Genomic DNA, 23,572 nt, shown 5'->3' with positions numbered 1-23,572 from the left:
TGAGGCCGGGGATTATCCTGACCGGCCGGGCTTCCCATATGCACTGGGAGACTTTCTGAGGACGGACCGGGGAGCGGGAGACGCCAGTGACCGATATGACAGATCTTTTCGGCGGTGCTCCGGATGCGAACCGCCCGTCGGGACATGCCTCCGGCCGTATGCAGTCCCGCGCGCCTGAAAATATGCGGCAGCAGCGCCCGATCGAGGCACCACAGGTGCAGCGGCGTCCGCCGTCACGGACGCAGCCTCTGGCGGACCGTCTGCGGCCGAAGCGGCTGGAAGACGTGCGGGGGCAGGATCATCTGCTCGGGCCTGAAGGCACGCTGACGCGGATGCTGGCACGAGGTACGCTGTCCAGCCTGATCCTCTGGGGCGGTCCGGGCTGTGGCAAGACGACAATTGCGCGACTTCTAGCGGGCCGTGCGGGGCTGTTTTATTCGCAGATTTCTGCTGTTTTTTTCGGCGTAGCGGATCTGCGTCGGGCGTTTGAGGAAGCCGACCAGAAACAGGCGGCAACGGGCAAGGGTACGCTCCTGTTCGTGGACGAGATCCATCGCTTCAACCGGGCGCAGCAGGACGGGTTCCTGCCCTATGTGGAACGTGGGACGGTGGTTCTGGTGGGCGCGACGACCGAAAACCCATCTTTTGCGCTGAATGCGGCGTTGCTGTCGCGGTGTCAGGTTCTGGTGCTGAACCGGCTGGATGATGCGAGCCTTGAAAGCCTGCTGCTGCATGCGGAAGAGGAAGTCGGCCGTCCGCTCCCGCTCGATCCCGAAGCACGGGCCAGTCTGCGCGCCATGGCGGACGGGGACGGGCGGTATCTGCTGAATATGGTCGAGCAGCTTGTGGCGCTTGATCCATCAAAAGTGCTGACGCCGCGCAATCTGGCGGCGATTCTGTCCCGCCGGGCGATCCTGTATGACCGGGACCGGGAAGAGCACTATAATCTCATTTCCGCGCTGCACAAATCGCTGCGGGGCAGTGATCCGGATGCGGCTCTGTACTGGTTCGCGCGGATGCTGGAGGGCGGGGAGGATCCGCGCTACGTCGCCCGGCGTCTGACGCGGTTTGCGGCCGAGGATGTGGGGCAGGCCGATCCTTCCGCGCTGCCGATGGCCGTGGCGGGATGGCAGACCTATGAGCGGCTGGGCTCTCCGGAAGGGGAGCTGGCGCTGGCACAGGTCGTGGTTCATCTGGCGACCGCGCCGAAATCCAATGCGGTTTACGCGGCTTACAAGGCGGCCCGTGCTCTGGCGCGCGATACCGGCAGTCTGATGCCGCCGTCGCATATCCTGAATGCGCCAACGTCCCTGATGAAGGACATCGGGTACGGCAAGGGCTATGAATACGACCACGATAGCGAAGACGCGTTTTCGGGTCAGAACTACTTTCCGGAAGGGATGCCCAGAGCGTCTCTTTATCATCCCACGGACCGCGGACATGAGGGGCGTATCAGAAAACTTCTGGACATGCGGGCCGCCAAGAGGGCATCCCGCGAACCATGACAGTTACCAACCGCATCGTGACCGAGGATGAGGCCGATATTCGCCTCGACCGCTGGTTCAGACGTCACTACCCCAATCTGACGCAGGGCGCGCTCCAGAAACTGTGCCGCAAAGGACAGATCCGCGTGGAGGGAGGCCGTGTCCAGACAAACGCGCGCCTGATCCCCGGACAGAGCGTCCGCATCCCGCCGCTTCCGGATGTGGACAAGCCCGCGCCCCTGCCGCCGCCGGATCCGATGCTGGCGCGTGAGATCAAGAAGATGGTGATTTACGAGGATGAGCATCTGCTGGTTCTCGATAAGCCATCGGGCCTTGCGACGCAGGGCGGCCCGGGCATTCTCAAGCATGTGGACATGATGCTCGATGGTCTGCGCCCCGAGGGCGGGGACCGTCCGCGTCTGGTGCATCGCATTGACCGTGACACGTCGGGCATTCTGCTGATTGCGCGCACGCCGGGTGTGGCAGCCAAGCTTGCGGCGGCGTTCCGTGGGCGTGATGTGGAGAAGACGTACTGGGCCGTGGTTGTCGGGCGGCCTTCACCGGAATCCGGCATCATTGATCAGCCTCTGGCCAAGATCGGTGCGGGTGGTGCGGCGCTGGTGATTGCCGCTGCCCGCGGTGAGGAAGATGCGGCTTCGGCCAAGACGGACTACGCTACCCTTGATGCGGCCGGAAAGAAGCTGAGCTGGCTGAAGCTGTCTCCGCTGACGGGACGGACGCATCAGCTTCGTGTGCATACCGAATCCATCGGCACGCCGATCCTGGGCGATCCGCGCTATGGCGGGAAGGCCGCGCATCCGGAAGGGTTCATCGACCGGCTTCATCTGCATGCGCGTCAGCTCGATATTCCGCATCCTGCCGGGGGGCGCTTGATCGTGACGGCCCCTTTGCCGCCGCATATGCGCGAGACGTTCCGCACGCTGGGTTTCGTGGCGGGTGACACGCCCGCGCCCAAGCGGGTTCGCGGCGGAAGCAGCAGCGCAAAGGGCCGGGGGGCTGCAAAATGAAGAAGCTTACCGGCGCTCTGATTGCCGCCATCGTTGCCCTTGTCGGCGTCAGCGTGGCCACGCATTTCCTGATCGATCAGGACGCGCTGCGCGAGCGCGTGGCTGTGGCGCTGAAGCACCAGACGGGGCTTTCGATGCAGGTCCGTCATTCGTCGGTGCAGCTTCTGCCCTGGCCGGCCTTTGAGGCGTCTGACGTCGTGCTGACGCGCGATGGACAGATGCCGGTTCTCAAGGCCCATACGGTCCATGCCGGGATTGCCGTTTTCGCCCTGTTGCATCGTGAAGTCCGGTTTCAGGACTTCGTGATCGAAGGTGCGACGGTTAATCTGGTCCGGGGACTGGACGGACAAGCGAACTGGTCCCTGACGCCGGATCATGAAGATGAAAACGCCTCCCTGCCGGTCCATGGTCAGAGTGGGCAGCGGATTCACGCGCACTGGGATCTGTCGCTGGACGGGCTGCATGTCGCGCAGGCTGCCGTGCTGTGGAATGACCGTTTGACCCGCACGAGCGGATCGTTCGGGCTGGATGCGCTGGATCTGGCGGGGCTGCGGAGTTCCAGTCCGTGGATCAGCCTTCAGGGGCACCATGCCGGGACACCGTTCACGGTGAAGGGGCATGTCGGCAACCTGTCGCAGATCCGCGGCACGCAGCCCTGGGCCTTCAGCATCGGGACGACGCTGGGTGACGGGGACAAGCGCGACTGGCTGAATCTGGACGGACGGATCGGTAATCCGTCGCGAATGGAAAATGTCGTTCTGACGGCGCAGGGCGAATGGCCCAATCTTCAGGATGTGCACCGTCTGTTTCCGCACGCCAACCTGCCTTTCGTTCCGGCACTCGGCGGTGACGTAGCGATCGAGGGTTCTCTCGGTTCGCTGACGGATCTGGATGGGAACGCGCTGCTGCGTCAGGTTCTGGCCGGGATGAAGCCGACGCGCGTGCATCTGCATGCCGGTTATGTCGCGCTGCGTCAGGGCACGGTGCGGAACCTGCACATCGATTCTGCCGGACCGGATGCGGCGCTGACGCTCACGGCGGATACGCAGTGGCGGGACACGGCCTGGCATGTGGAAGCGGGCGCCGGAACGATGCAGCAGGCACTTGCTGCCTGGCAGAATGGACTGCGGACTGCGGTTCCCCTGACGGCGGAACTGCGCAGCCAGACGGGTCTGGTGTCGGGTGCGCCAGCCGTGAATGCCGAGGATAATGCACGGTTTGCCATATCGGGGACGATTGGTGCGGAAAACGGACATCTGGTGGCGGAGGGAAACGGCAAGACGCTCCATCTGCCCGGTGTGGTTCTGCATGACGTCAGCCTGCACGGGACGCTGGATGCGCATGACCGCGAGAATATGTTGCTCGATGGGCTGACATTCGGCAGTCAGGAACTGTCGCTGGACGGGGCTCTGAAGCTGGTTCTGGGGCATGACGTGCCGCCGGTTATCAGCGGAAATCTGCATGCGGCAAAAATGGATCTGGACGTGCTCAAGGGCCTCTGGCTTCCGTCCGCATCTCCGGCTGCTCCGGTAGCGCAGCCTGTTGTTCCGGGCATCGCTGTGCCGAAGCCTGTCGCTCCGCAGAACGACGGTCCAGTTCCGACTGCGCCCAATCATCTTTCGGTTGCTGCAACGCCTGCCGATCCGACGCCTTCATGGGTGAAGCGGCTGCGGGCGCAGGATGTGAACCTGCATCTGACGGCGGATCATGTTGTCTTTGCCGGCCGCGAATATACCGATCTGGTAACGCGCCTGACGCTCTCGGGCGGTCATCTGCGTCTGGATCCGATTTCGGGTCAGGCCCAGGGACTGCCGCTTTCGGGAATGGCGGAACTGGATGCCAGTGCGCTGCCGGTGACGGGCAGCGTGACGTTCCAGCCGCTGATGCTTCCGGCCGGTCTGCTGGAGACCCAGCTTGGGATGCCGCTTCTGCTTCAGGGGCCGGTGCAGGTCGTGGGGCAGCTTTCGGCGAAGGGCAACAGTTCCGACGAACTGCGGCAGTCTCTGGACGGCCATCTGGGGATTTCGATGGTGGATGGTCAGGTGCAGAGCGAACTGCTCGGCCAGATGGCAGGGTCTGCGGCCAGTGTGGTGCTCGGGAAAGGGGGGCGGTTGCTTCGCTGTCTGGGGCTGCACATGAGCATCGCGAACGACGTCGCCCATATCGACACGCTGGGGCTTCAGTCCGGTCGGTTCTCGACGTCTGGCAGCGGGACTGTCGGGCTTGGGACGCAGGCTCTTAATCTGCGCCTTCTGCCCGTGGTGGATTTTGAGGGGGCGGGTGCCTCCACGCCGGTTGTGCTGACGGGCACGCTGGGTGCGCCGCATGTCGCGCAGGATCGCGATGCGGGCGGCAATTTTCATGTGACGATCGGCGGGGACAGCAATACGGTCGATCCCTGCACGGCACCGTTGGCTGCGGCCCGTGAAGGGCAGGCTGGTCCGGCTCCTGCGGCGGTCAAGGCGCATCATTCGAAGGCCGGGGATATCCTGCGGGCTCTGGGAGTTCTGCATTGAGCGGGCACAAGCGTTTCTGGAAGGCGGTTTCGGTCGTATCGGAGGACGGGCTGTTCGAGCCGCGTCTGGATGGCCGTTCGATCCGTCTGCCGCAGGGCCGGATTCTGGCCGTTCGTTCGCCTGCACTGGCCGAAGCTATTGCGGGGGAGTGGGGGCAGATTGCGGAAGGTGCGGCCTTCACGCCGGAGTCTCTGCCTCTGACGCGGATCGCCGGGACCATGATCGAACGTATCGCACCCGATCCGCAGGCGGCGCGTGACATGCTCCTCGGACTCGGGGTGGATGATGGGCTCTGCTACTGTGAAGACGGGATCGGGCCGGTTGCATCGCAGGTTTTCGCCTGGCTTTCGGGTTACGGGATCCATCCGAGTGTAACCGATGGTCTCATGCCGGTGGTGCAGCCCGAGGGTTATACGGACGCTCTGGCGCAGCTTCTGGCGGCGCGGGATGATCTGGACCTTGCGGTTCTGGGCGTTCTGGCGCAGGCGACGGGCAGTCTGTTGCTGTCGCTGGCGATCGTGGGAGGCGCTGTCAGCCTCGCCGATACTGTGTTGTGGGCCAATAACGACGAGAAATCGCAGCTCGTGACGTGGGGGCAGGATGATGAACTCGTCCGCACGATGGAAAACCGCGAGAAGGACATTCTCGATGCGGGCATGTTCCTGACACTGGGGCGCCGGGTTTCGATCTGAGAGGAAAATGCCCTGAATGGGGCATGATCTTGCCATATTCGGGGATCATTGAAGACCCTGCCATGTGACAGAACGAGATGATTGGTGACTCGCCCCGGCCGGGGATCGGGCGCTATCTCCGGATCTGTCGAACACTGTCAGATTCGAGGAAGATATGTCCGTATCCGTTCGTAGGCCCCTGCTGCGTCACATGGGTACCCGTGTTGTGAAAACCTGCTCCATCGGAGCCTGGCTCTTTCTGGCCGCGACACCGCTGATCGTAGTGGTCTGCGCCATTCACGGCTGAGATTTTACGCCTTAGACATAAAAAAGCCCGGCCTCCTTTTGGGAGTGCCGGGCTTTTTTATGTCTTCATGACGGGAGCGTTCAGTTCTGGGGGCTGAGTGCGGGTTCGGGCAGGATCGGCGTTGCCCTATCCGGAGAGGTCAGCCAGTTCTGCCAGAGTTCGTAGGTGCGCTCTTCAGTGAGTTTCAGACGACAGGACAGTTCCATGGATGTTCTGATCGTGCCGTCTGACCAGCGGCCTGCCACCGCTTTGCATTCAGCCTCACGGAAGGCCCACCAGGCTGACTCGCCTTTGCGGAAATCTGCCTGTGTCCGGGCCGCGATGCCAGGGCCCTGCATTCGTCGCAGGGCCGTTTCCGTGTATCGCTTCAGTTGTGCCTCGGCCTGAGTCAGGCGGGCGCTGAAGCAGGACTGAATCTGCTGCGTCGTCTTTCCAGAGCATATCGGGGCCGCCAGAGCTGGCTGGACCAGCATCAGGGCTGTGACGCAACATGCAGGCAGGTAGCGGATCCTCATGGCGATGCTCCGGATATGGGCGGTGAAATGAAGGTCAGGCTTCTCCGTTATCGGGAACCATAATGCTCACCGTGGCGGTGGCGGCAATCCCTTCTTCGCGGCCTGTGAAGCCCAGACGCTCGGAGGTCGTGGCCTTGACCGAGATGCGGCTGACGCTGACCTTCAGGAGATCGGCGAGACGGCTGCGCATGGCTTCGGCGTGCGGGCCGATCTTGGGGCGTTCGCAGATCAGCGTGACGTCGGCATTCACGAGGAAGCCGCCGCGCTCGCGGATGCGTTCGCCGGCATGGACGAGGAAGCGGGCCGAATCCATGTCCTTCCATTCATTGTCGGAAGGCGGAAAATGGCGGCCGATATCGCCTTCGGCCAGTGCGCCGTAGATGGCGTCGCACAGCGTGTGGATGCCGACATCGGCGTCGGAATGTCCGGCGAGGCCCTTCGTATGGGGCACCTCGATGCCGCACAGGATCAGCTTGCGGCCTTCCTCGAAGGCATGGACGTCATAGCCCAGTCCAACGCGGGGCAGTAGGTTCCGGTCAATCACACCTTCAAGACGCATCAGGTCCTCCGCAACAGTCAGTTTGATATTATCTTCCGACCCTTCGACGATCGCCACCGGATGGCCAGCCTGTTCGAGCAGGGCGGCGTCGTCGGTGCGGGCATCGCGCAGGGTGCGGTGAAGTTCGAGCAGGGTGCCGAAACGGAAACCCTGCGGGGTCTGGGCGCGCCACAGCCCGTCACGCGGGACGGTATCGACGATGATGCCGTCTTTGGCCTTCTTGATTGTGTCGATGACGGCGACGGCTGGGATCACGCCCTCATGGGTCTTCAGAGCGTCGATGACGTTCTGCACCACTTCCGCCGGGACGCAGGGGCGGGCACCGTCATGGACCAGCACCAGATCGGGCGGCTCGGGGAGTTTCGCCAGGGCTTCGAGGCCGTTGCGTACGCTGTCATGGCGTTCCGCGCCGCCAATGACGGGGGGCAGGATGTCCAGTCCTTCGAGGCTGTCGGCCAGCAGGGGATCATCCCCAACCGGCAGGAGCACGTCGACATGCGGCAGGAGGGCTTCGGCGGCTCTGCGAATGACGGGTTTGCCCCGCAGCATCCGGAACTGCTTGGAAGAATTTTCCCCGCTCTGCGAGGAGGCGTCAAAGCGCCGGCCACGACCGGCAGCAAGAAGGAGGGCAGCGATACGCATGGGGGAGGAATGGGCCGGGAAGGCGGGAACGTCAAGCTTGTGTGACTGTTCTCCTGCCTGTCCGTGCGGCCCGCCCACGGCCCGGTCAGTGCACCAGTGTGCTGTCGTGGGGACTGTCGAGGCTGAAAACGGGGATGCTGACGTCGAAGCGATGGCCCGAGCGGGGCTCAACCATGTGGTAGGTGCCGCGCATGAAGCCGGTGGGTGTGGTGAGCATGGCGCCGGAGGTGTAGTCGAACTGTTCCTGCGGGCCGATCACCGGCTGCTCGCCGACAACGCCATCGCCGTGGACGTGCTCTTTGCGTCCAAGTCCGTCCACGATCTCCCAGCTCCGCGAAAGGAGCTGGAAGGTGTCTTTCCGCTCGTTCTCGATGCTGATGTGATAGGCCCAGGCGTATTGATGATCTTCGGGATGGGACTGGTCGTCCAGCCAGAAGGTCCGGACCGTGACCGTCACGTCGTCCGTGGTTTCGCTGAAGCGGGGGGCACTTTCCATGGCTTCGGCGAGTGCCGTCTCAGGATCGGCGTGCAGATGGGGGTGGGATGACTTGTCAGGCATGACGCCATTGTAAAGCCATCCCGGGCATTTGTCAGGAAAACTTATGCGAGGGCCGCAACGGCCGCCGCACCACGCTTGAGATCGTCGATTAGGTCGGCCGGGTCCTCCAGACCAACGGAGAGGCGGATGGCGCCATCCGTGATGCCGAGACGGGCGCGCTCTTCCTCGCTGACGCGCATATGCGTCGTCGTGGCGGGGTGGGTGGCGAGGCTGCGGGCGTCGCCGAGATTATTGGAAATCGCGATGACCCTGAAAGCGTTCATGAAGGCGAACGCGCCCTCACGGCCCTTGTCCACCACGAACGCGACCATGGAACCACCATTGCTCATCTGGGCTTTGGCCAGTTCATGCTGCGGATGATCGGAGCGGCCCGGATAGCGGACCTGAACGATTCCCGGCAGCTCGGCCAGTGCATCGGCCACAGTGGCCGCGTTGCGGGCCATGGCGTCCGTACGGAGCTGGAGCGTTTCCAGACCCTTGAGCAGAACCCACGCGTTGAACGGCGAAAGGGAGTTGCCGGTGTTGCGGGTGAAGGGCTGGAGCGTCTCGTTGATCCACTTGCTGGAGCCGAGCACCGCACCGCCAAGGACGCGGCCCTGACCGTCGATATGTTTCGTACAGGAATAGACGATCACATCCGCGCCCAGCTTGAGCGGGGACTGGCCGAGCGGTGTTGCGAACACGTTGTCCACGATCAGCAGACCACCAGCCTTGTGCGTCAGTTCAGCCACACGCGCGATGTCGAGGACGTCCAGCATAGGGTTGGACGGGCTTTCGATCAGCACGGCGGCCGTGGGTTTGGACAGGGCGCGCTCCCAGGCGTCGTAATCCGTGCCGTCCACCAGTTCGGTCTCAATGCCGTAGCGGGGCAGGAGGTTGGTTACGATCCAGTAGCAGGAGCCGAAAATGGCGCGGGAGGCCACGACGCGGTCACCGGCTTTTACATGCGACAGGATGGCCGAGGAGACAGCACCCATGCCTGTTGCGGTGGCAACGCAGGCTTCAGCGCCTTCGAGGAGTGCGAGGCGCTCTTGAAGCGTGTCCACGGTCGGGTTGCCGAAACGGGAATACTGGAAGTGCTGGACGTCGCCAGTGAAGGTTGCGGCGGCCTGTTCGGCACTGTCATAGACGAAGCCGGATGTCAGGAAGACGGCGTCTGATGTTTCCCCGAATTCCGTACGGTTCGGGGCTTCGTGCAGAAGGCGCGTGGCTGTACGCCAGTTTTCTGTAGACATGATGTGTCCCTCCATAAAACGCCCTGTTGTGCGGGGCGCATGTGGCGGGCCGTGGAAGTCCTGGGAATCGTTCGATAACGACGCAGGGCCTCTTTAGCGCAATTCTTTAACCTCGCCGCAAGCCGGCCGCTCAAATCACGAGGGTCAGGCACGCCATGACGTTTCTGACAGCCGGACTATGAGCCGTATTTCGGTTTTGCGTCAACACCCTGAAGTTTGGGCGGGGTGGATTGCGAAGGGAAGACGGAGCGGTTATGCTCGCGTCCGTCTGCGGGCGTAGTTCAATGGTAGAACGGCAGCTTCCCAAGCTGCATACGGGGGTTCGATTCCCCTCGCCCGCTCCAGACTTTCCAGAAAAATCAGTGGTTATTTGGGCATCGGCGGTGCGCTGAGCGTGTCCTGATATTCCTTGCCGTTCCAGACCCAGCGATCATTCGGGCTGACCAGCAGGTCATGCATGCCCTTGTGGCGCGTGGGGAGGACGGAGATGTCACCGTTCACGGAGTCCAGAACCGTGTTCCAGGTGTCGTTGTGCTTCAGATAAACCGACGTGGTGCATCCTGCCGAACCGCAGAGGCGGGCGGACTGGAGCTGGACGAACAGGGCTTCATCATTCTTGCCTGAGGACAGCGACGCGGAGCCGACAAGCACCACCGGCTGGTCATGATGCTTGGCCGCATCCTGAAGATCATCATCGTTCAGCTTGCGGGCGTCCTCATCCAGCTTCGTTCCCGGGTGGGCTGTGAGGATGACTGGTGCGGCCCCGGCATTGGCAGGCTGCGCCGTATGGCGTGCATGGTGATGCCCTTTGCCTGTTGCGGCATCGGCGCAGGTCAGCGCTCCTGGAAACAGGATGGACAGGGCCAGAACCGCCGCAGGGCGGGAAAGAATCTGCTGGATCGACATGAGACCTGTCATAACACGAAATTGAAGAAGAACATCTGTGAAGGTTCAGGGTGTCATGCGTGGCGAAGCGTCACCACCAGCACATCCCGATATGCAGGCTTTGAGGGATCGACGGGCTGGACGGCCGTGACACCGTGATAGACGCGGTGATCGTCCACAATGGCAGCGTCCAGCGGGTTGGTCAGCGTGAAGGAGCCAAGCGGTTCTTTGCGCATGTCGTGGATCGTGGTGATGCCCTGTTCCACGTTGTGACGGGCAACCATCAGTACTAGCACCCAGTCCACGCCATCGCGGTGCAGGCCTTCGGGCGTGGGGCGCCCTTCATTGTCCGGTCGTGCTTCGATGCGGAACTGGTGGACTTCCACATGCCAGCCCGGTGGCTTTTCCGTTGGCGGCGTCAGTGCATCTGCGATCCGGCTGATGGTGCGGATTGCGGCTGTCATGACGGGATGGGTGGCGATGGCATCCGCAACGGCTGGAAACCAGCGTTCCACACCGCCATTGAGCAGGTTGTAGTCCCTGCTCTGGTAGTGGGGCTGGTGTTTCTTGCGGGTGATGGTGTCGGCCGAGACCGCAAAGGTCGCATAACGACGGCGGCGGTAGCGGCCGCCATCCGCCATGTAGCGGTCAAGGCCGAGATGGTTCCAGCTTTCGGCAAAGCCCTGCCAGTCCGTCAGGCCTTCATGCTCCAGCAGTGGTCGTGTGACGTCGGCCTGAAGGAAGGAAAAGCCTTTTTCCAGCAGCGTGTCTTCGATGCGGGTCAGAGCCTTGTCAAAGGGCGGGGAGAGATCGGTAGCGCTCATGAATTCTCGGACCAGGGGACGCAGGGTTGGATAATGCTGCGTCCCACATTCTCTCTTTGACGGGCTTCTGAAAAGGGGGGTCAGGCGCCCAGATCAGGTTTGACCGGCGAAAGATGTTCGCGCAGCGTGCTGCATGCTGTGGGTGTGATGCCCAGAATGCCTGCAAGGTGCTGACGATACAGTCCCTCATGGATCAGACGTGCGGCCAGACCGGAGAGCAGGCCGCCACCAAAGCTGCGCTTGGCGTCCAGCATGCCCCAGCCATTATAGTCCCCCAGAGCCACGACAGCGCCACGATCATTATAGGCGAACGTGGCAGGGGTCTTGCCTGCGATGATGTCTGGAAGCGCGCGGCCGATATACTGCCCCTGCTGCCGTGCCGCCTGTGCGGTCGGCGCGATTGGAGCCGCATCGATCCGGGAGCAGTCGCCGATCGCGAAAACGGTCGGGTCCTGCGTGGTCTGAAGCGTGGTGGTCACACCGAGCTGGCCGGAGCGTCCGCGTTCCAGACCCTCGAGCAGGTTCGTGGCATCCGAGGCGCGTACACCGGCAGCCCAGACGCGAAGGCTGGCGGGAATGTGCTCGCCGGACTTCAGGCTGAAGCCGGTCTCGTCCGCGCCGACGACCATGGCTTCGGTCCGCACCGAGATGCCCAGTTTTTCGAGCTGCTGCGAGGCAGCCGAGGAGACGGCCTCGGGGAAGGCCGGAAGGATGCGCGGGCCGGTCTCTATCAGGACGGCGTTCAGCAGGGACTTGCGGACTGCCGGTCCCAGACCGCGGGCGTCATCAATGGATTTGCACAGTTCGGCGATCAGCTGGACGCCGGTTGCGCCGCCACCAACGATGCCGACGGACAGCTTTTCGCCAGCGGCGCGGGCCTTCTGGACCGCATCGCGGAAGGTCGCGAACAGCGTGTCGGCATCGTTCAGGCTATCGATGAACATGCAGTGATCGACGATGCCAGGGATGCCGAAATCATTCGCACGCGAGCCGAGGGCGACCACCAGATAATCGTAAGGCAGTGTTGCACCCGTATCGAGCGAGACGGTCTTGCCTTCGCGGTTGACGGCGACGGGGCTGCCCTGAACGAAGGTGAAACCGAATTTGGCGGCCGTGTCGGTGAAGGGAATGCAGTTGCCCTGATGCTGCATGGTGCCCGCAGCGAACTCGTGAAGGGCCGGCTTCCAGTAATGGACGGGGCTTCGATCAACGAGTGTCAGGGAGATGTTCTGACGACGGCCCAGCGCTGCAGCGGCCTCAAGCCCCCCAACGCCACCGCCAAGAACAAGCACGCGAGCTCCAGCAGACATGGACTTTTTCCTCATATCAAGTGCGAAACGGCACCCGGTTTTGCTAACGGCAGCGGCGGGGTCGCACAAGCCCCGCTCTCGCTGACGTGTTGGGACGATCAGCTGCGGTAGGAGCCGTTGATGTCGATGTAGCCATGCGTCAGATCGCAGGTCCAGACGCGGGCCTGCCCGTCACCAAGACCGAGATCGACGGCAATTTCGATCTCCTGACCCTTCATATGGGCGACTACGGGGGCTTCGTCGTAATTCTCGACGACACCGCCATCTTTCGCGATCCATGTGCCACCAATGGCGACGGAAAGGCGATCACGGTCTGCAGGTTCGCCGCTTTTTCCGACTGCCATGACCACGCGCCCCCAGTTGGCGTCCTCACCTGCAATTGCGGTTTTGACGAGCGGGGAATTCGCGATGCAAAGCGCAATACGGTGCGCAGAGAGGTTTGAATCCGCTCCGGTGACGGCGATGCGGACAAGCTTTGTCGCACCTTCGCCATCGCGGACCACCATCAGCGCGAGCTCCAGAAGGAGGTCGTTCAGTGCCAGGGTAAACTCGGCGAGAGCGGGATCGTTGACGTCGTCGATCTCGGTATTGTCAGCGAGCCCGGTTGCGAAAATCATCAGCATGTCCGAGGTGGACGTGTCCGAATCGACCGTGATGGCATTGAAACTCTGGGCACAGCCCGAGGCCAGCAGGGATTGCAGCACGTTCTGCGGCAGCTTTGCGTCGGTCGCGACATAGGCCAGCATCGTGGCCATGTCGGGGGCAACCATGCCCGATCCCTTGGCAATGCCCTGGATCCGGACGGGTGTCCCGGCAATTTTCACATCGCGACGGGCCGCCTTGGGGAAAGTGTCCGTCGTCATGATGGCGCGGGCGGCATCGGCCCAGCTGTTTTCGTCCAGCCCGGCCTTTGCGGCGGGGAGGGCGGCGATGATGCGGTCCTGCGGCAGTTTTTCGCCGATTACGCCTGTGGAGGCGAGAAAGACGTCCTGCGGGGGGCAGTCGAGGAGCTGTGCGGTGGCGTCAGCGCAATCTTCACAGGCCTGAATTCCGGCTCGGCCAGTAAAAACGTTGGCGTTGCCTGCGTTTACGAGCAGGGCGCGGGCATAGGGGGTCGTCAATGCCTCACGGCACCAGAGCACCGGAGCGCCGGGGCAGGCGTTTTTTGTATAGACGCCTGCCGCAATCGTGCCGGTGGCGAACTCCGCGAGCATCAGGTCCGTACGGTCCTGATAGCGGATGCCAGCGGCGACGGCGGAAAGCCGCACGCCCGCAATCGTTGCAAGATCCGGAAGCGGACGAGCGAGCGGAGAGACGGGGAGCGGCTTTGCCATGGACTTACTTCTTTACAGGTGCGGCAGCCGGAGCTGCATTCGGGATGACCTTGCCCTGGGCGTCGTAGTGAACGACCTTCACCTGGGATTCGGCGGCCTGAACGATGTCACGCACCTTGTCGCGGATCAGTTCCTGACGAACCTGGTCGTGGACCTGATCGAAGGTCGGGATCGGAGCCGTACGGGTCGCGAGAACCTGGATCACGTGCCAGCCGTACTGGGTGTGGACCGGGGTCTGGGAAATCGTGTTGGGCTTCATGGCGAAAGCGGCCGCGGAGAAAGCCGGCAGCATGTCAGCCTTCTTGAACCAGCCGAGATCGCCACCGTTTGCGCCGGCGGAACCCTTGTCCTTGGAAAGCTGGGCAGCAAGCTTGCCGAAATCAGCACCCTTGTTGAGCTGGGCGATGATGTCCTTGGCCTGCGCTTCGCTGTCCACGAGGATGTGGCGGGCGTGGATTTCTTCTTCCGGCTTCTTGTTCGCGTAATGCGACTGATAGAAGTCATGCATTGAAGAATCGGTGACCAGCGGGCCGACCTTTTCCTCAAGATAGGCGTTCTGCAGGGCGTTCGCTGCAGCTGCGTCCATGGCAGCCTTCACGTCCGGCTTGCTGCTCAGGCCTTCCTTGTCTGCGGCGAACTGAACAGCTTTCTGGTCAACAAGCTGGTTGACGATCAGCGGAATCAGAACGGACGGCTGGATCTGGCGGGCCTGCGGCGGCAGGTTGCCTGCTGCGCGCTGCACATCACCGAGCGTGATCTTCGAACCGTTGACGGTAGCGATCAGCATGTCCGGGTTCGGGGCAGCGGCCGGAGCTGCTGCGGGTGCCGCGGCGACAGGGGCTGCTGCAGGAGCGGCGAAAGCCGTCGATGCTGCAACCGATGTGCCAGCCAGAAGGGCGGCGAGAGCGAAAGTGGAGCGGGAAAGCCGCATGTGGGGACTACCTCGGATGTAACCTGAAAAAGGATGGCCTGCACCATGACAAAGCCTGGTCCGCCCTGCAAGGGTGCGGTCTGTTACCATTCCTTCACGCGGGTGCCGCGCGGGGCGCGGAGGCGGACGATGATGTGACGCTATGATGACAATAGGGACATTTCATCGGCGTTCTCGACGGGCTCTCCATTGACCCTTTGCGGCCCGGGTCCTATCTCCAGCAGACGTGAAAATCCTGACGGCCCGGTGTGGCGGGTCTTTCCGGTAGTGGAAAGAGCTGGCGCTTCGGGTCTTCGGCATCTCAAGGTTCAGCATGTTCGCACGCCTCGCCCGCGCCCTTTTCGGTTCTGCCAACGATCGCACGCTCAAGGCGTATCAGCGCCGTGTGCCCGAGATCAATGCACTGGAGCCTGCGGTCCAGGCTCTCTCTGACGAGCAGCTTCGCCATAGAACGGTTGAGTTCAAGGAGCGGCTTGAAAAGGGCGAAACCCTTGATGGTCTGCTGCCGGAAGCCTTTGCGGTCTGCCGCGAAGCGTCGCGCCGGGTTCTGGGCAAGCGCCATTTTGATGTGCAGCTCATTGGCGGCATGGTCCTGCATGGGGGGCGCATCGCGGAAATGCGGACCGGTGAGGGCAAGACCCTTGTGGCGACGCTCGCGGTTTATCTGAACGCGCTGAGCGGCAAGGGTGTGCATGTCGTCACGGTGAACGACTATCTTGCGCGTCGTGATGCCGAGGAAATGTCCATCCTCTACACCTTCCTTGGACTGACAACGGGCGTGATCGTGCCGAACCTGTCGGACGGGGAGCGTCGCGAGGCCTATGCCGCAGACATCACCTACGGCACGAACAACGAGTTCGGCTTCGACTACCTGCGCGACAACATGAAATATTCGCTCGCCGACATGGTGCAGCGTCCGTTCAACCACGCGATCGTGGATGAGGTGGACAGCATCCTGATTGATGAGGCGCGGACCCCGCTCATTATTTCCGGTCCTGCGGATGACAGCTCCGACCTGTACCGTTCTGTCGATGATGTGGTCGTAAAGCTCGTTGAAGAGCCGGACGTTTACGACAAGGACGAAAAGCTGCGGTCCGTCACGCTGACCGAGCATGGCTCGCATCGTGTCGAGGCGCTTCTGGCGGAAGCCGGCGTGCTTCAGGAAGGCGGTCTGTACGATATCCATAACGTCGCCGTCGTCCATCACGTCCAGCAGTCCCTGCGGGCGCATACGCTGTTCACGCGGGACGTGGATTACATCGTGCGTGAAGGCAAGGTCGTCATCATCGACGAGTTCACGGGCCGCATGATGGATGGTCGCCGGTATTCGGATGGTCTGCATCAGGCGCTTGAAGCCAAGGAGCATGTGGAGATCCAGCAGGAGAACCAGACGCTCGCTTCCATCACTTTCCAGAACTATTTCCGTCTCTATCCGAAGCTGTCCGGCATGACCGGTACGGCCATGACCGAGGCCGATGAGTTCGCCGAAATCTATCATCTTGATGTGGTGGAAATCCCGACGAACCTGCCGGTCCAGCGGATCGACACGGATGATGAGGTTTATCTGACGGCTGCTGAGAAGTTCAGCGCCGTGGCGGACCTGATCAAGGATATCAACAAGACGGGCCAGCCCATTCTTGTGGGCACGACCTCCATTGAGAAGAGCGAATATCTTTCGCGCATTCTGACGCAGCGCGGCATTCAGCATAACGTTCTCAATGCCCGCCAGCATGAGAAGGAGGCGATCATCATCGCGCAGGCGGGTGCGCCGGGGGCGATTACGATCGCCACAAACATGGCGGGCCGCGGAACCGACATCAAACTTGGCGGCAATATCGAGATGCTGGTCAAGGCCAGCACCGAAGGCGTCGAGGATGATGCGCAGCGTGACTCTGTTGAACAGAATATCCGCGCGATTGTTGAAGAGCATCATGAGGAAGTTCACAAAGCTGGCGGTCTGTATGTGATCGGCACCGAGCGGCATGAAAGCCGCCGTGTGGACAACCAGCTTCGTGGCCGTTCGGGACGTCAGGGCGATCCGGGCAATTCGCGCTTCTTCCTGTCGCTTGAAGATGATCTGATCCGCATTTTCGCCAGCGACCGTATGGGCGCAATGATGCAGAAAATGGGCCTCAAGGAAGGCGAGGCGATTGTTCATCCCTGGCTGAACAAGGCTCTGGAAAAGGCGCAGAAGCGGGTTGAGGCGCGCAATTTCGACATGCGCAAGAACACGCTTAAATATGACGATGTCATGAATGACCAGCGCAAGGAGGTGTATGCCCAGCGCAAGGAATACATGGCGACGGAAGACCTGTCGGGCGTGATTGCCGAGCTGCGTGAGCATACGATCGAGGATCTGGTGCATGCGCATATTCCTGAGAAATCCTTTGCTGAAGCCTGGAATACCGAAGGGCTGACGAAGGAAGTCTCCCGTGTTCTGAACCTGGATCTGCCGATTGCGGACTGGGCGAAGGAAGACGGGATGGATTCCGAGGGCGTGATCGAGCGGATCATGGCGGAGGCTGCGAAGGCTCAGGCAGCACGGACGGCCAATATGGGGCCCGAGCTGATGCGGCTGATCGAAAAGCAGGTTGTGCTGACGACGTTCGATGCGGTGTGGAAAGAGCATCTGCACGGGCTGGACCAGCTCCGTCAGGGCATTGGTCTGCGGGCTTACGGGCAGCGTGATCCGCTGAACGAGTACAAGCAGGAAGCCTTCCAGATGTTCACGGCGATGCTCGACGACATGCGTATCCGCGTGACGGAGACGATGTGCCGGATCCAGGCCGTGTCCGAGCCGCCGCCGTTCCCGGTCATCAATACCGAGACGTCCGGCCCGTCCGAGGAGCCTGCGGGGCTGTTCGCACAGGGCACGACGGGGTCTGAAATTCCGGCACCCGGGCCCATGGCGGGATTCCCGTCCATGGCGCCGATGTCCCTGTCAGCGCCGCGCCCGCAGGCCGTTCCCGCAGGGGAAGAGCCTGATGCCGCGACGCTTCAGCGCTGGAATGCCGAGACGCCGCGCAATGCCCTTTGCCCCTGTGGGTCGGGCCTGAAGTTCAAACACTGTCATGGCAGGCTCGTCTGAGCCTCTGACACGCAGATAGAGGAAGGAGCGACCGATGGCCGGTCATTCACAGTTTAAGAACATTATGCACCGCAAGGGTGCACAGGACGCCAAGCGGGCCAAGCAGTTTGCCAAGGTTCTGCGTGAAATCACGGTTGCGGTGCGCTCGGGTCTGCCTGAAGCGGCGTCCAACCCGCGTCTGCGGGCGGCGCTTTCCATGGCGCGTGAAGTCAACATGCCCAAGGACAATGTCGAACGCGCCATCAAGAAGGCGTCCGGCACTGCGGGTGGCGATGATTACGTCGAGGTCCGCTACGAGGGCTATGGCCCGGCGGGTGTTGCGATCATCGTGGAGGGCCTGACGGACAACCGCAACCGGACGGCCGGCGAAGTGCGCGCCGCGTTCTCCAAGCATGGCGGTTCGATGGGTGAGACGAACTCCGTGTCCTTCATGTTCCAGCGTTTGGGCGCGATCAGCTATCCGCTGGATGTCGCCTCCGAAGACGAGATGCTGGAAGCGGCAATCGAGGCTGGTGCGGATAATGCCGTCACCACCGAAGAGGGCCACGAAGTGACCTGCGAGATGGAGAATTTCTTCGCTGTGCGGGACGCGCTTGAAAGCCGTTTTGGCGAGCCGCAGTCGTCCAAGCTCGACTGGCGTCCGGAAAACAGCGTGACGCTGGATGAGGACAAGGCGCGTTCGGTCATGAAGCTGATCGACGTGCTGGAAGACAATGACGACGTTCAGTCCGTCTATGCGAATTTCGATATTCCCGACGACGTGGCCGAGGCGCTGGCTGCTTGATCCGCCTGATGGGCATTGACCCTGGCCTGCGTTTCATGGGCTGGGGCATCATCGACGTGGACGGCAATCACCTGAAGCATGTGGCTTCGGGGGTGATCGGGACCGATGGGTCCGAATCCGTGCCGCTTCGCCTGTGTGAGTTGCATGGCGCGCTCAAAAAGCTGATCCGCGAATATGCACCGGCCGAGGCAGCCGTTGAGGAGACTTACGTCAACCGTAACGGGTCCTCGACGCTCAAGCTCGGTTATGCGCGTGGCGTGGCTCTTCTGACGCCTGCTTATGAAGGGCTGCCGGTTGCGGAATACGGGGCGATGACGGTCAAGAAATCCGTGGTCGGGACCGGCTCTGCGACCAAGGAACAGGTGACGATGATGGTGAAGCGGCTTCTGCCGGGCGCCGAGATCCGCAAGGCCGATGCCTCCGATGCGCTGGCCGTTGCGATCTGTCATGCCCATCACCGGGCGAGTGCCGCGCATGTCGTGGCCGGGAAGCGCATGGCATGATCGGACAACTGACAGGACTTGTCGGGCAGATTGAGGGCGAGCGCTGCATCGTGGACGTCAATGGCGTGGGATATGTGGTTTCGGCCTCGACCCGCACACTCGCGACGCTGCCGCAGCCGCCATCCGTGGCGCGTGTGCTGATCGAGACGATCGTGCGCGAGGATGCGATCCAGCTTTTCGGCTTTGCGACGACGGATGAGCGGGACTGGTTCCGGCTGCTGACGACTGTGCAGGGCGTGGGCGCGAAAGTGGCGCTGGCGATCCTGTCGGCCAACAGTCCGGGTGAGATTCTGCTGGCTATCAATGCTGGGGACAAGGGTTCGCTGACGCGGGCGGCCGGTGTCGGGCCGCGTCTGGCGGACCGGATCCTGAGCGAATTGCGCAACAAGGTTGCGAAAATGCCGGGTGGTGGCGGAACTGTGTCCGCGCCGGGGATCGTCTCGGGGCCGAGTGTCGAGAATGACGCGCTGCTGGCGCTGGCGGGGCTTGGGTTCCGTCGGGCCGAGGCTTGGCCTGTGCTCAGCAAGGTTCTGGCCGAGAACGAGAATGCGACGCTTGATCTGGCGATCCGTCTGAGTCTGAAGGATCTTGCGCGATGAGTGACGACTACCGCGAAACCGATCCGGCCCGTCAGCCCGAGGATACGGGTGAGGGGAGTCTGCGGCCGGAAACGCTTGCGGATTTCACGGGCCAGAGAGCCAGTCGCGAAAATCTGGCGATCTTCATCGAGGCCGCGCGTGCGCGTGGCGAGGCGCTGGATCATGTGCTGCTTCACGGACCTCCGGGTCTGGGCAAGACGACGCTGGCGCAGATCGTGGCGCGGGAACTGGGTGTGGGGTTCCGGGCGACATCCGGGCCGGTCATTCAGCGTGCTGGCGATCTGGCGGCGATCCTGACGAATCTTCAGCCGCGCGATGTGCTGTTCATTGACGAGATCCATCGTCTTCAGCCCGCGATCGAGGAAGTCCTCTATCCGGCGATGGAGGATTTCCAGCTCGATCTGATCATCGGCGAAGGGCCTGCCGCGCGGTCCGTGCGGATCGATCTGGCGCCCTTTACGCTCGTGGCTGCGACGACGCGGGCGGGTCTGCTGGCGACGCCTTTGCGGGACCGGTTCGGGATTCCGCTGCGGCTGGTGTTCTATACGCCGGAAGAGCTGCGGGCGATTGTCTCGCGTGGAGCCATGAAGCTCGGGATGCGTCTGACGGATGACGGCGCGCAGGAAATCGCCCAGCGCTCCCGTGGGACACCGCGTATTGCGGGGCGTCTGCTGCGCCGCGTGCGGGATTTTGCGCTTGTGTCGAAGCATTCCGTCGTGGACCGGGACCTGGCTGATGCCGCTCTGGGCCGCCTTGAAGTGGACGAGCGGGGTCTGGACGCAATGGACCGGCGCTATCTCAAGCGGATTGCCGAGCATCATCATGGCGGTCCGGTTGGTGTGGAAACGCTGGCGGCGGGGCTTGCCGAAGCGCGCGATACGCTGGAAGACGTGATCGAGCCCTACCTGATCCAGGAAGGGCTCGTTCTGAGAACGGCCCGTGGGCGGATGCTGGGTGAGGCAGGATGGCGTCATCTCGGCCTGACGCCGCCGGCGAGCCAGGTGGACCTGCTTTCCACGCTGGAGCAGGACGATTCCGCGCCCTGAAGCTCCCTGAACACGGTTCGGGGTATGGGCGCACCATGACTGGAGAAACAGTATGGCCACGCACAAGATCAGGTTCCGGGTTTATTACGAAGACACCGATGCGGGCGGTATCGTCTATCATGCGCGCTATCTGGGCTTTGCCGAGCGCGCGCGGAGCGAGGCGATGCGGGATGCGGATGCCTCGGTCACGGAGCTTCTGAACGATTTCGGACTGGTCTTTGTCGTGCGTCAGGCGGCGGTCCGGTATCGCTCGCCGCTCCGACTCGATGACGAGATGGAAATCGAGACGGCGCTGGAGGCCATGACGCCGACGCGGCTGAAACTTTGTCAGACGGTCCGGAATTATTCCGGTGGTGGCGAAACCGCTACGGTTATTGACGTGGAACTGGCCTGCCTGAGTGCCACGGACATGAAACCTGCCAAAATTCCGCCTCGGTGGCGTGATGCAGTGCGAAAACTGGAGACAGGAGAGGTCTGACCCACTTTCCTGTTTCGTCATGAAGTGCAATGGAGAGTCCTGACCCGCAAGGGACAGGATCTGTACAGGAGAGAACAGTGGATCATGAGGTAAGTTCGAGTGCGCTTGGGGCGGTCGGTGCGGCCGGTCTTTCGCCTCTGGACCTGTTCCTGCACGCCTCCATCGTTGTAAAGCTGGTGATGCTGGGTCTGCTGCTGTGCAGCGCCGGCGTATGGGCGATCATTGCGGAAAAAATCATTCTCATCCGTCGCGTCAGCCGTGAGGCGACCGAGTTCGAGGACCGTTTCTGGTCGGGCGGATCGCTCGACGATCTTTACGAATCCGATGGTGCACGTCCGACGCATCCTATGGCGGCAGTGTTTGGTGCGGCAATGGGTGAGTGGCGCCGTTCCGCACGGATTGGCGGGATCGATCTGTCCCGGGGTGGCGTGCGTGAACGTGTGGACCGCGCCATCGACATCACCGTTATGCGCGAAAACGACCGTCTGACGCGTCGCCTGATCTTTCTGGCAACGATCGGCCCGGTGGCGCCGTTCGTGGGTCTGTTCGGAACGGTCTGGGGCATCATGCATTCCTTCGCGTCCATCGCGCAGATGCACAATACCAACCTGTCCGTTGTGGCTCCCGGTATTTCCGAAGCCCTGTTCGCGACGGCTATTGGTCTCGTGACGGCCATTCCGGCCTATATCGCCTATAACGGTCTGACCAACTCGTTCGAGAAGTTCGCGGATCGCATGGAAGCCTTCGGCACCGAGTTCGCGGCCATCCTGTCGCGTCAGTCCGAGGAACGTGCGGACGATACGACCGGCGGGAAGGCCTGAACCATGGGGATGTCTGCGGGAGGACGGGCTGGAGGTGGCGGACGCCGTAAGCGTCGGCCCGCGTCGGAAATCAACGTCACACCTCTGGTGGACGTCATGCTGGTGCTGCTCATCATTTTCATGGTGACGGCGCCAATGCTGACCAGTGGCGTCAATGTGGATCTGCCGAAAACCGATGCCAGCCCGGTCAATTCGGATTCCAAGCCGATCACGGTGTCCCTGAAGACGGATGGCACGCTTTATCTGGGGGACCAGCCGGTGACATCCGATCAGCTGATCGACCAGCTCAAGGAGCAGTCCCAGAACGATCCGACCCACCGTATTTTCGTCCGTGCCGATGCTCATATCGATTACGGACAGGTGATGCAGGTCATGGGTCAGATCACGTCGGGCGGCTTCACGCATGTTGCGCTTCTCGCGCAGCAGCCCCAGAGCGGCCAGTAAGAGGCTTTTGCCGTGGTGCGCCCACGCCGCTCTGATAACAGGCGCTTTCGTCATGCGCTCTACGGGTCAGCCGCCATTCACCTGGGGCTGATCGCGTATCTGCTTGTGCAGATTCCCCCCGAGAAACCACCTGAGCCGCCTGAGCCGCCCACGGTCCAGATGGAGTTCGAGCAGGCTGGCCCGCCGACCCACCCGGTCAAGGGTGATCATCCGGCTCCCGCGCCCGCTCCGGCCCCTGCGCCAGTGAAGAACGAGGCGCCTCCGTCTCCAACGCCTCCTCTGAAGGCGCCGACGGAAGAACCGCCACCACCGCCACCGCCGCCACAGCCCGTGCCGCCACCGCCGGAGACGCCGCCGCAGAAGCTGCCGGACATGAAGCTTCCGCCGAAAATGACGGATGAGTCGCCCGAGCCTGTGCCTGCGTCGCCGCCCACGCCGTCACCGCCGTCGAAATCGACGATGGTCGCGCCGCCGAGCCCGCAGACCCAGAAGGCCGACAAACTGCCGGATATGCCGAAATTTTCGCATATGACGCAGCCGAACGCGGCGAAGAAAACGGAAGCGGACAGTCATTCGCTGCTGGCAACGCTGGATAATTTCCGCGCCGACCAGAAGCAGACGCATGCGCCGACCGCAAAGGCCAACCCGCCACAGGGTGGGGCGCCCAACGGGGGCGGTGTGCCGAATGGTGACATCACCAAGTCGCTGTCGATGGCGGATCAGAAGGCGATCGGTGGTTCCGTGCGGCGCTGCTATTCCGAAGATACCGAAGCGCGGAACTATGCGAGCTTCGTCGCGCATATGGTCGTGACCGTTGATGCGACCGGTGAGGCGCGGATTGTCAAATTTGCGCCTGATACGGCTGCGAAGATGGCTTCGGACCCGTCTTACCGCGTTCTGGCAGAGCGGGCGCGGGATGCGGTTCTGAGCCCCACCTGTGCCCATCTGCCCATTCCCTCCAAGATGCTTGGTCAGACGCATGAGCTGCGTTTTGTCTTCAGGCCTTAAA

At 62.4% G+C, this 23,572-nt stretch carries 23 protein-coding genes, 1 tRNA gene and 1 riboswitch; of the genes, 15 read left to right on the top strand and 9 right to left on the bottom strand.

Annotation, left to right across the window (positions count from 1 at the left end; genetic code table 11):
* Window positions 1–182: 182 nt before the first annotated feature.
* From JK202_RS07065 to JK202_RS16390, 5 genes are all read left to right on the top strand, one after another.
* Window positions 183–1,505 (top strand): replication-associated recombination protein A, encoded by a 1,323-nt coding sequence (locus JK202_RS07065; RefSeq protein ID WP_249199771.1) that lies wholly within the window; start codon window positions 183–185, stop codon window positions 1,503–1,505.
* Window positions 1,502–2,512, top strand: a complete 1,011-nt coding sequence (locus JK202_RS07060) for an RluA family pseudouridine synthase (RefSeq protein ID WP_211559585.1) — start codon at window positions 1,502–1,504, stop codon at window positions 2,510–2,512. Before JK202_RS07065 ends, JK202_RS07060 begins: the two co-directional genes overlap by 4 nt.
* Window positions 2,509–5,028: an AsmA family protein gene (locus JK202_RS07055; protein ID WP_211559583.1), complete on the top strand. Its 2,520-nt coding sequence runs from the start codon at window positions 2,509–2,511 to the stop codon at window positions 5,026–5,028. The genes JK202_RS07060 and JK202_RS07055 overlap by 4 nt, the downstream gene beginning before the upstream one ends.
* A complete protein-coding gene (locus tag JK202_RS07050; RefSeq protein WP_211559581.1) occupies window positions 5,025–5,720 on the top strand; it encodes an ATP12 family protein in 696 nt (231 codons plus the stop codon). Before JK202_RS07055 ends, JK202_RS07050 begins: the two co-directional genes overlap by 4 nt.
* 154 nt (window positions 5,721–5,874) lie before the next feature.
* Complete coding sequence (locus JK202_RS16390; RefSeq protein WP_255314061.1) at window positions 5,875–6,006, top strand: hypothetical protein; 132 nt, start codon at window positions 5,875–5,877, stop codon at window positions 6,004–6,006.
* An 80-nt stretch (window positions 6,007–6,086) separates the two neighbouring features.
* On the opposite strand, the gene JK202_RS07045 is transcribed toward JK202_RS16390, so the two are convergent.
* The 4 genes from JK202_RS07045 to metZ all read right to left on the bottom strand — a co-directional run bounded on the left by JK202_RS07045 (window position 6,087) and on the right by metZ (window position 9,516).
* Window positions 6,087–6,521 (bottom strand): lysozyme inhibitor LprI family protein, encoded by a 435-nt coding sequence (locus JK202_RS07045; RefSeq protein WP_211559578.1) that lies wholly within the window; start codon window positions 6,519–6,521, stop codon window positions 6,087–6,089.
* 34 nt (window positions 6,522–6,555) lie between these two features.
* Complete coding sequence (locus tag JK202_RS07040) at window positions 6,556–7,722, bottom strand: bifunctional 2-C-methyl-D-erythritol 4-phosphate cytidylyltransferase/2-C-methyl-D-erythritol 2,4-cyclodiphosphate synthase (protein ID WP_211559697.1); 1,167 nt, start codon at window positions 7,720–7,722, stop codon at window positions 6,556–6,558.
* An 85-nt stretch (window positions 7,723–7,807) separates the two neighbouring features.
* Window positions 7,808–8,281, bottom strand: coding sequence for a Co2+/Mg2+ efflux protein ApaG (gene apaG, locus JK202_RS07035; RefSeq protein WP_041111971.1), 474 nt, complete (start codon window positions 8,279–8,281; stop codon window positions 7,808–7,810).
* Between the two features lie 41 nt (window positions 8,282–8,322).
* The gene (gene metZ, locus JK202_RS07030) at window positions 8,323–9,516 is read right to left on the bottom strand and encodes an O-succinylhomoserine sulfhydrylase (protein WP_211559576.1); all 1,194 of its coding nucleotides are present in this window, start codon (window positions 9,514–9,516) and stop codon (window positions 8,323–8,325) included.
* A 72-nt stretch (window positions 9,517–9,588) separates the two neighbouring features.
* Window positions 9,589–9,668, bottom strand: a riboswitch (SAM riboswitch).
* 118 nt (window positions 9,669–9,786) lie between these two features.
* Between metZ and JK202_RS07025 the strand changes: the two genes are divergently transcribed.
* Window positions 9,787–9,860 (top strand) — tRNA-Gly (locus JK202_RS07025).
* 22 nt (window positions 9,861–9,882) lie between these two features.
* Here the strand turns inward: JK202_RS07025 and JK202_RS07020 are convergent.
* The 5 genes from JK202_RS07020 to JK202_RS07000 all read right to left on the bottom strand — a co-directional run bounded on the left by JK202_RS07020 (window position 9,883) and on the right by JK202_RS07000 (window position 14,800).
* Window positions 9,883–10,422: a hypothetical protein gene (locus JK202_RS07020; protein WP_211559574.1), complete on the bottom strand. Its 540-nt coding sequence runs from the start codon at window positions 10,420–10,422 to the stop codon at window positions 9,883–9,885.
* Between the two features lie 53 nt (window positions 10,423–10,475).
* A complete protein-coding gene (locus JK202_RS07015) occupies window positions 10,476–11,225 on the bottom strand; it encodes a 2OG-Fe dioxygenase family protein (RefSeq protein WP_211559572.1) in 750 nt (249 codons plus the stop codon).
* Between the two features lie 80 nt (window positions 11,226–11,305).
* Window positions 11,306–12,535, bottom strand: coding sequence for an NAD(P)/FAD-dependent oxidoreductase (locus JK202_RS07010; RefSeq protein WP_211559570.1), 1,230 nt, complete (start codon window positions 12,533–12,535; stop codon window positions 11,306–11,308).
* A gap of 98 nt (window positions 12,536–12,633) precedes the next feature.
* Window positions 12,634–13,869, bottom strand: a complete 1,236-nt coding sequence (gene argJ / locus JK202_RS07005; protein ID WP_211559568.1) for a bifunctional glutamate N-acetyltransferase/amino-acid acetyltransferase ArgJ — start codon at window positions 13,867–13,869, stop codon at window positions 12,634–12,636.
* A gap of 4 nt (window positions 13,870–13,873) precedes the next feature.
* Window positions 13,874–14,800, bottom strand: coding sequence for a peptidylprolyl isomerase (locus JK202_RS07000; RefSeq protein WP_211559566.1), 927 nt, complete (start codon window positions 14,798–14,800; stop codon window positions 13,874–13,876).
* A 313-nt stretch (window positions 14,801–15,113) separates the two neighbouring features.
* Here JK202_RS07000 and secA point away from each other — a divergent pair, with 313 nt between their 5' ends.
* Genes secA through JK202_RS06955 form a run of 9 tightly spaced genes read left to right on the top strand, consistent with a single transcriptional unit; the run spans window position 15,114 to window position 23,571 of the window.
* Window positions 15,114–17,888 carry a preprotein translocase subunit SecA gene (secA, locus tag JK202_RS06995; RefSeq protein WP_211559564.1) on the top strand — a complete coding sequence of 925 codons (2,775 nt, stop codon included), beginning with the start codon at window positions 15,114–15,116 and terminating at the stop codon, window positions 17,886–17,888.
* A gap of 34 nt (window positions 17,889–17,922) precedes the next feature.
* Window positions 17,923–18,672, top strand: a complete 750-nt coding sequence (locus JK202_RS06990) for a YebC/PmpR family DNA-binding transcriptional regulator (RefSeq protein ID WP_211559562.1) — start codon at window positions 17,923–17,925, stop codon at window positions 18,670–18,672.
* A complete protein-coding gene (ruvC, locus tag JK202_RS06985) occupies window positions 18,669–19,175 on the top strand; it encodes a crossover junction endodeoxyribonuclease RuvC (protein ID WP_041111979.1) in 507 nt (168 codons plus the stop codon). Before JK202_RS06990 ends, ruvC begins: the two co-directional genes overlap by 4 nt.
* Window positions 19,172–19,774, top strand: coding sequence for a Holliday junction branch migration protein RuvA (gene ruvA / locus JK202_RS06980; RefSeq protein ID WP_211559560.1), 603 nt, complete (start codon window positions 19,172–19,174; stop codon window positions 19,772–19,774). Before ruvC ends, ruvA begins: the two co-directional genes overlap by 4 nt.
* Window positions 19,771–20,820, top strand: a complete 1,050-nt coding sequence (ruvB, locus tag JK202_RS06975; protein ID WP_211559558.1) for a Holliday junction branch migration DNA helicase RuvB — start codon at window positions 19,771–19,773, stop codon at window positions 20,818–20,820. Before ruvA ends, ruvB begins: the two co-directional genes overlap by 4 nt.
* Window positions 20,821–20,872: 52 nt before the next feature.
* A complete protein-coding gene (ybgC, locus tag JK202_RS06970; RefSeq protein ID WP_249199751.1) occupies window positions 20,873–21,298 on the top strand; it encodes a tol-pal system-associated acyl-CoA thioesterase in 426 nt (141 codons plus the stop codon).
* A 29-nt stretch (window positions 21,299–21,327) separates the two neighbouring features.
* Window positions 21,328–22,119 carry a protein TolQ gene (gene tolQ / locus JK202_RS06965; RefSeq protein ID WP_211559556.1) on the top strand — a complete coding sequence of 264 codons (792 nt, stop codon included), beginning with the start codon at window positions 21,328–21,330 and terminating at the stop codon, window positions 22,117–22,119.
* Between the two features lie 3 nt (window positions 22,120–22,122).
* Window positions 22,123–22,563, top strand: a complete 441-nt coding sequence (gene tolR / locus JK202_RS06960; RefSeq protein ID WP_211559554.1) for a protein TolR — start codon at window positions 22,123–22,125, stop codon at window positions 22,561–22,563.
* A gap of 12 nt (window positions 22,564–22,575) precedes the next feature.
* Window positions 22,576–23,571, top strand: a complete 996-nt coding sequence (locus JK202_RS06955; protein WP_211559552.1) for an energy transducer TonB — start codon at window positions 22,576–22,578, stop codon at window positions 23,569–23,571.
* Window position 23,572 lies beyond the last annotated feature (1 nt).

Origin of the sequence: Gluconobacter sp. Dm-62 (assembly GCF_018256155.1) — a bacterium.
In the GTDB taxonomy this organism is placed as follows: Bacteria; Pseudomonadota; Alphaproteobacteria; order Acetobacterales; family Acetobacteraceae; genus Gluconobacter.
Note: the sequence above shows the minus strand (reverse complement) of the source record. Positions and strands in the feature narration are given on the sequence as shown.

Coding starts and splice junctions, on each gene's coding strand:
- JK202_RS07065 (WP_249199771.1), top strand. CDS start 183: ATGCGGCAGCAGCGCCCGATCGAGGCACCACAGGTGCAGCGGCGTCCG.
- JK202_RS07060 (WP_211559585.1), top strand. CDS start 1,502: ATGACAGTTACCAACCGCATCGTGACCGAGGATGAGGCCGATATTCGC.
- JK202_RS07055 (WP_211559583.1), top strand. CDS start 2,509: ATGAAGAAGCTTACCGGCGCTCTGATTGCCGCCATCGTTGCCCTTGTC.
- JK202_RS16390 (WP_255314061.1), top strand. CDS start 5,875: ATGTCCGTATCCGTTCGTAGGCCCCTGCTGCGTCACATGGGTACCCGT.
- JK202_RS07045 (WP_211559578.1), bottom strand. CDS start 6,521: ATGAGGATCCGCTACCTGCCTGCATGTTGCGTCACAGCCCTGATGCTG.
- JK202_RS07040 (WP_211559697.1), bottom strand. CDS start 7,722: ATGCGTATCGCTGCCCTCCTTCTTGCTGCCGGTCGTGGCCGGCGCTTT.
- apaG (WP_041111971.1), bottom strand. CDS start 8,281: ATGCCTGACAAGTCATCCCACCCCCATCTGCACGCCGATCCTGAGACG.
- metZ (WP_211559576.1), bottom strand. CDS start 9,516: ATGTCTACAGAAAACTGGCGTACAGCCACGCGCCTTCTGCACGAAGCC.
- JK202_RS07020 (WP_211559574.1), bottom strand. CDS start 10,422: ATGTCGATCCAGCAGATTCTTTCCCGCCCTGCGGCGGTTCTGGCCCTG.
- JK202_RS07015 (WP_211559572.1), bottom strand. CDS start 11,225: ATGAGCGCTACCGATCTCTCCCCGCCCTTTGACAAGGCTCTGACCCGC.
- JK202_RS07010 (WP_211559570.1), bottom strand. CDS start 12,535: ATGTCTGCTGGAGCTCGCGTGCTTGTTCTTGGCGGTGGCGTTGGGGGG.
- argJ (WP_211559568.1), bottom strand. CDS start 13,869: ATGGCAAAGCCGCTCCCCGTCTCTCCGCTCGCTCGTCCGCTTCCGGAT.
- JK202_RS07000 (WP_211559566.1), bottom strand. CDS start 14,800: ATGCGGCTTTCCCGCTCCACTTTCGCTCTCGCCGCCCTTCTGGCTGGC.
- secA (WP_211559564.1), top strand. CDS start 15,114: ATGTTCGCACGCCTCGCCCGCGCCCTTTTCGGTTCTGCCAACGATCGC.
- JK202_RS06990 (WP_211559562.1), top strand. CDS start 17,923: ATGGCCGGTCATTCACAGTTTAAGAACATTATGCACCGCAAGGGTGCA.
- ruvA (WP_211559560.1), top strand. CDS start 19,172: ATGATCGGACAACTGACAGGACTTGTCGGGCAGATTGAGGGCGAGCGC.
- ruvB (WP_211559558.1), top strand. CDS start 19,771: ATGAGTGACGACTACCGCGAAACCGATCCGGCCCGTCAGCCCGAGGAT.
- ybgC (WP_249199751.1), top strand. CDS start 20,873: ATGGCCACGCACAAGATCAGGTTCCGGGTTTATTACGAAGACACCGAT.
- tolQ (WP_211559556.1), top strand. CDS start 21,328: ATGGAGAGTCCTGACCCGCAAGGGACAGGATCTGTACAGGAGAGAACA.
- tolR (WP_211559554.1), top strand. CDS start 22,123: ATGGGGATGTCTGCGGGAGGACGGGCTGGAGGTGGCGGACGCCGTAAG.